At 63.8% G+C, this 5,164-nt stretch carries 4 protein-coding genes; all 4 read left to right on the top strand.

The genetic code is table 11. From position 1 onward, the window contains the following. Positions 1 to 297: 297 nt before the first annotated feature. The 4 genes from ACIA8R_RS52895 to ACIA8R_RS52880 all read left to right on the top strand — a co-directional run bounded on the left by ACIA8R_RS52895 (position 298) and on the right by ACIA8R_RS52880 (position 4,703). Positions 298 to 1,362, top strand: coding sequence for a hypothetical protein (locus ACIA8R_RS52895; RefSeq protein WP_397045832.1), 1,065 nt, complete (start codon positions 298 to 300; stop codon positions 1,360 to 1,362). Between the two features lie 18 nt (positions 1,363 to 1,380). Next, complete coding sequence (locus tag ACIA8R_RS52890; RefSeq protein WP_397045830.1) at positions 1,381 to 2,313, top strand: inositol monophosphatase family protein; 933 nt, start codon at positions 1,381 to 1,383, stop codon at positions 2,311 to 2,313. Positions 2,314 to 2,602: 289 nt separating this feature from the next. Then, positions 2,603 to 4,048: a restriction endonuclease gene (locus ACIA8R_RS52885; protein ID WP_397045828.1), complete on the top strand. Its 1,446-nt coding sequence runs from the start codon at positions 2,603 to 2,605 to the stop codon at positions 4,046 to 4,048. Positions 4,049 to 4,193: 145 nt separating this feature from the next. Beyond that, entirely contained in the window at positions 4,194 to 4,703 is a 510-nt protein-coding gene (locus ACIA8R_RS52880) for an NUDIX domain-containing protein (protein ID WP_397045826.1), read from the top strand. Positions 4,704 to 5,164: the final 461 nt, after the last annotated feature.

Raw genomic sequence — 5,164 nt, 5'->3', positions numbered from 1 at the left:
TGCGCGCCCGAGACGTGGCCATAGCCCTGGACCTGCCCCTGACGCGCAACGACATCCAAAACCTCCGCGCCAAGCTCAAACGCCTGGCCGGTCGCGGCATCCTCGTCGAGACCGAACCGGGATTGTTCACCCAACCGCCCTCATAGCCCGAATGACGAGCCTCTGACCGGGCGACCTAAGCCAACTCCGGCGACGAAAGGGGCATCAGCTCGCGAAACGCACTCTCAGATGTCGAGGCAGGGACAGGATTCGAGCCCGCAGGCACGAGGGCGCAGATTGGCACGGATCGGGAATGAGTTGTGGCTGGAGACGGGATCGGTCAAAAAGGCGGCAACGGAACTAATGCGGCGCTATCCGCTCATTTGTAGCCTTCAGGCACACCGGTATGCCTGCGGTCTTTCCCAGGATCAGGCCGCTGTCCGGTACAACCAGATGACTGGCCACCAGACCAGCCTGGGCGGTACATCCATCAACGCATGGGAGACCTGGGCCCGTGAACGCAGCAGGTCCGGATCGGCTCCCAGCTTCACCAGCCTGCTGGTCCTCGCCGCCGCCTACGGAGGCGGCCCCACCGGGGTGGCCGAGGAGGACATCTCTCCCAGTGATCTGGTCGCCGAAGCGTACGAGCGGTTGGCAGTGGAGGACCAACTCGCCCTGAAAAGGTACGCCACCACCCAGTCCACTCCCCCACCACCCGCCACAGCACCGGCAGCAGCAGGGACAGGCAGCACAACCGCCAGAACGACACCGGCCGAATCCAACGCCGTGGGCCAAGACTTCATCATCGCGGCCCCTACCGTCGAATTCGGCACTCCCGACAGGCTTGTCTACTCCCTGCCCAACCCTGCCCCCGGCCAGCTCCTCAACCTCACCTGGGCGTCCTTCGGCTACGGCATCGAGCGCCTCATCCACCAGATCAAAAACCTCGGGCACCGTACCGATGTAGACGCCTGTTTCGGAATCAACGAGGCCGGCCTGGTCATGGCCACCTTCCTCGCCTCCGCCCAATTCGGGCGATGTCCCATCGGCTACCTCAAATGCAACAAGAGCCGAGAATTCATCAGCCTCGACAGAGCGTCCATCTTCCCAGAGTTGCCAGACGCTCCAGAGATCGTGTTGTGCGACTTTGAGGTCAAGCATGCCGATGTGGTCGGCTTCATCTCACGCGAGATCCGTGACCGCTATCCCGGAGCGCAGATCTATTTCGCGGTGTTCGGAGCCATGACCAAGGGGAAGCTCGAAGTCAGCGATTTCGACGATCTGACCGGCGCTGGCATCATGCGAGCGGCAAGCTTCAAGGCGGTGTTCATCGCCGCGACGATGAGCCCACCAGGAATCGAACCGCCGCTGGAGCTGCGCTAACAGTACGGAGGTCCCGTCGTGACAACCCCTGCCGCCCTCCCCGGCCTCGCCCAGAGCCTCGCCGAGCTGGTCTCTCAGGTGATCGGGGAGATCCGACCCCGCCTGATCCAGGCCGCGCTATCAGGTGAACGATCAGAGGCCGCCAACCTGCGCCACTCCGATAACTTCCTGTCCGCCCACGATCTGTGGATGCATGAGCGCTACCGAGAGCTTCTGAGCCCGATCCTTCCCTCGTACATCTATGCCTCGGAAGAGGCCGACCCTCAAGTCATCGGAGCCGACCCAGAGCCGGATCTGTGCGTGCTGGTCGATCCTCTCGACACCAGCGAGCTGGCCGTTCGCGCCCTGTACGGCTACACGCACGTGATGGTGTACTCCCGCAGCCTTGCCCGGCCCATCGCCGCTGTGGTGGGCGACATCTTCCACCATCTCCAGATGTATCTCGCGGCCCGCGACGAGGACGGCAACGACCAGGCGTTCGTCTACACGCAAGACGGCAAGGCACACGAGCTGAAGGTGCGGCGCTTCGCAGAACTGCGCGAGGCGCTGATCACGAACTACCTGATGAAGCCTGCTGAACGACTCCAGCCGCTCGGACGCCAGACCCGCCTGCTCGACGCGCTCAACCAGCCTTCGGCGGACGGCGCCGTTCGCGGCCGCGTCGGAGTCGACTTCGGGTCCATCAGCCTGTGCCACGTCGCGGCGGGCTTCACCGACGCCACCATTGAGTTCGCCAAAGGTTTCGCCGTCTGGGATTTGGCCCCCGGGCACTACATCCTCGATGCTGCGGGCGGCGTAGTTCTCGACCTCGAAGGCGATCCCAGACCCTTGGACTACCAGTTCGGAAGCATCGCCGATATCAACAAGGCCATGGACACACGACAGAAGTTCGTGGCCGCTTCCAGCCTGGCCCTCGCCCGGGACATCGTTGCCGCCATCTACGCCACCTAGCCTGGCAAGATGCGCTCCCGCTGGCGCTCGAACGCACCCTTTGCCTGGAGTCGGGTGAGACGGGCCTAACTTCTTTCCGCACCTGCTCGGTGTCCCCGAGGTCCGGTCTCTGACTGGCGGGCCTCCAATAACCAACCCCAGGAGTCCAGATCCTCGCCATGATGTCACTGTGCCTTCTCTTGGCTGCGGTCGGTTTCGAAGGACTTGGAGGCATGGCTTTGTTCTTGTTCAAACTCACCAGCTGAGCCCATCGAGGCCTCGGCGCACGGCCCAGTAAGGATGGACTGCTATGGGATGGGAGTCGCTGCTTCCGGCGGAGTTCCAGCGGCTACGGTCCAGTCCGAACGCGCACCAACGTGGGCAGCAACTGGAAGAACTTCTGGAGCGACTATTCCAGCAGGCACACTTTCGCGTCCACCGCAACGCTGGCATCGCCCGTCCGCGGCAGACGGACCTGGTAGCCAGCTACGGGGATCGGTGGTACCTGATCGAGGCCAAGTGGGAAAACACCCCTGCCGGCGTGGACGTCTTCGACGCAGTGCGATCTCGGCTGGAGCGGGCAGCCTCGGCCGCCGTCATCGGCGTGATCGTCAGCGTGTCAGGCTTCACCGCCACCGTCCGTGAGCAGGTTACCCAATACCGAGGCAGGGAGCCTGTCCTTCTGCTTGGCGAAGAAGAGCTGATGCAGGTGCTGCAAGCGCCGGAGACGTTGGCCCACCTTCTGTGGACCAAATGGGAGACCCTAGTCACCCACGGTCGCGTCCACCTGCCTGTGGGAAACCGGCATCGTCGTCGGCGCCGGCCGTCCACTGACTTGTCAGCTTCCGACCTCACGCTACTCAGCACGGAGCTGACCCCGCTGCCATACGTCACGTCGGGAGGCGGCTACGCCGAACTCGTTTTCGTTCAAGACCTACCCGACGTGGACTGGGTGCCTGCGGACGGCAGCGGCGTCAGTTTAGACCTGCCTATCAGGGCCCTCGACGAGAACGGACTCGCCGACCTTCTGCACGCGTTCAACTCATTGGGCTGGATGACCTCCCGACCGAGTTGGAGTATCCAGCAGGCCACCTTGAACTGGCACGGCGTAGGCGCCCGCGAATTCCTTAACGCACTCCGCGCGTGGAGAGAGCGCTGCGAAGGCCTACAACACGCCCACCATACAGAACAGGTGACGTACTTCGACGTCTGCCAAGGCGGAGGCTTCTACACCTTGGCCGCTGATATCGCCAATCATGCTTCCCGCATGGTTAGCCACTGCAACGTGTCCTTCCAACTCCCGGGAATACCTGTAGACAGTCAGCCACTCCGGCACTTGTTCGAGCAGTTCGATGCCATCGCCACCGGCTACTACCGCCCCCTTACCGCCCGGGCCGTCATCCGGCGCCGCGCAGAGAACAACGTGCCGCTGAAGCCAACCGGCTACCTCGTGGCCGCGGACCCGTTTTCGGGTGATCCGCCCGAGGACGCCTCTCGTCGCGACGAGTCGCCGGAATGCCCACATACACCGAGCAAGTGGGTCACCGCCATCGTGGCTGAGAACCCCTTCCGGAAGGACAGCAATGTGTCCGCCCCGCGGGACTGGCCGCATTCGCTCGAAGACACCGAGTTGATCGTGTGCTCCCTGCGCTCTCATCATCCGCTGAGCAAGATCCCCGACGCGTACCACCTGGACTCCTGGGAGCACGCCCGAACCACCGACATTCGGGCCTTCAGACCAGTCGCCGACTGGTAGGCACCGCTCCCACCGAAGTTAGAAATCGCAAGCCCAAGCGCCTGCAGGCCAGACTCCGCGACATCGATCAGCGATTGCGACCGCATCAGGACGTACGATGCGTGCGCGACTACATCGAGCAATCCCGGGAAACGCTCACCCCACCATGACGCACTCCGAAACCCACGAGCCGAGCGAACACAGCAACTTTCTCGAACCGGACATCTACTACGCCAAGCTCGCCTCCCTGCACGTGGCCACCGGCGCCCTCATCACCGACCCCCAGGGCCGTATCCTGCTGGTCAAACCCAACTACCGGCCGCATTGGCTCATCCCCGGCGGCATGGCCGACGACGGCGAGCCACCCGAGAGCGCCTGCGCCCGCGAACTACACGAAGAACTCGGCCTGCGCGCCTCCATCGGACGGCTGCTCGTGGCGGACTGGGCACCCCCGGCCGAGCACCGTCTGCGCCCCATCCTCTACTTGCTGTTCGACGCCGGTACCGTGCACGGCGAGCGCCCCCGACTTCAGCACGCCGTGCTTGACGACGCGGCGTTCCTGCCCGCCGATGAAGCAGCGTCCCGCCTGTCAGGCCTGGTGGCGGCACGACTCCCTGCGGCGTTGGCTGCTCGCGAACAAGGCATCACTGTGTACCGTCCGGCTTTCGATAGATGATGCGACTGTTTATGCGCTAGAAGTTCTGCACGAGCTCGGGGCGACTTCACTGCGAGGAAGTACCTCAAGATCCTGAGCCAGCCCACCTGCCCCTTGGTGGTTGAGCCTTTGGTGGTCGGCCAGGGCAGCCTGCTGGAGGGGTGCCACAGGGATGGTGGAGGGTCGTCCTCAGCGAGGTAGCGAGTCACGGCACGTGGAACCAGGTAGCGCCCTGCCAACGTGGAATGGCTCAATGACCTGCATAATCCATCCATCCCAGCCAGATGGGCACATTGACCGCTATCCTCGACGATTGTGTGGCTGTGGGCGCCGAGCGCAGCACGCTGCTGTGCATGGCGTGCGCCGGCAGCCGAATAGCCAGCGCCCTGAGAGTGCGTTTCGCGAGCTGATGCCCCTTTCGTCGCCGGAGTTGGCTTAGGTCGCCCGGTCAGAGGCTCGTCATTCGGGCTATGGGCGCGGTT

This window comes from Nonomuraea sp. NPDC051191 (assembly GCF_044455665.1).
Lineage (GTDB): Bacteria > Actinomycetota > Actinomycetes > Streptosporangiales > Streptosporangiaceae > Nonomuraea.
Note: the sequence above shows the minus strand (reverse complement) of the source record. Positions and strands in the feature narration are given on the sequence as shown.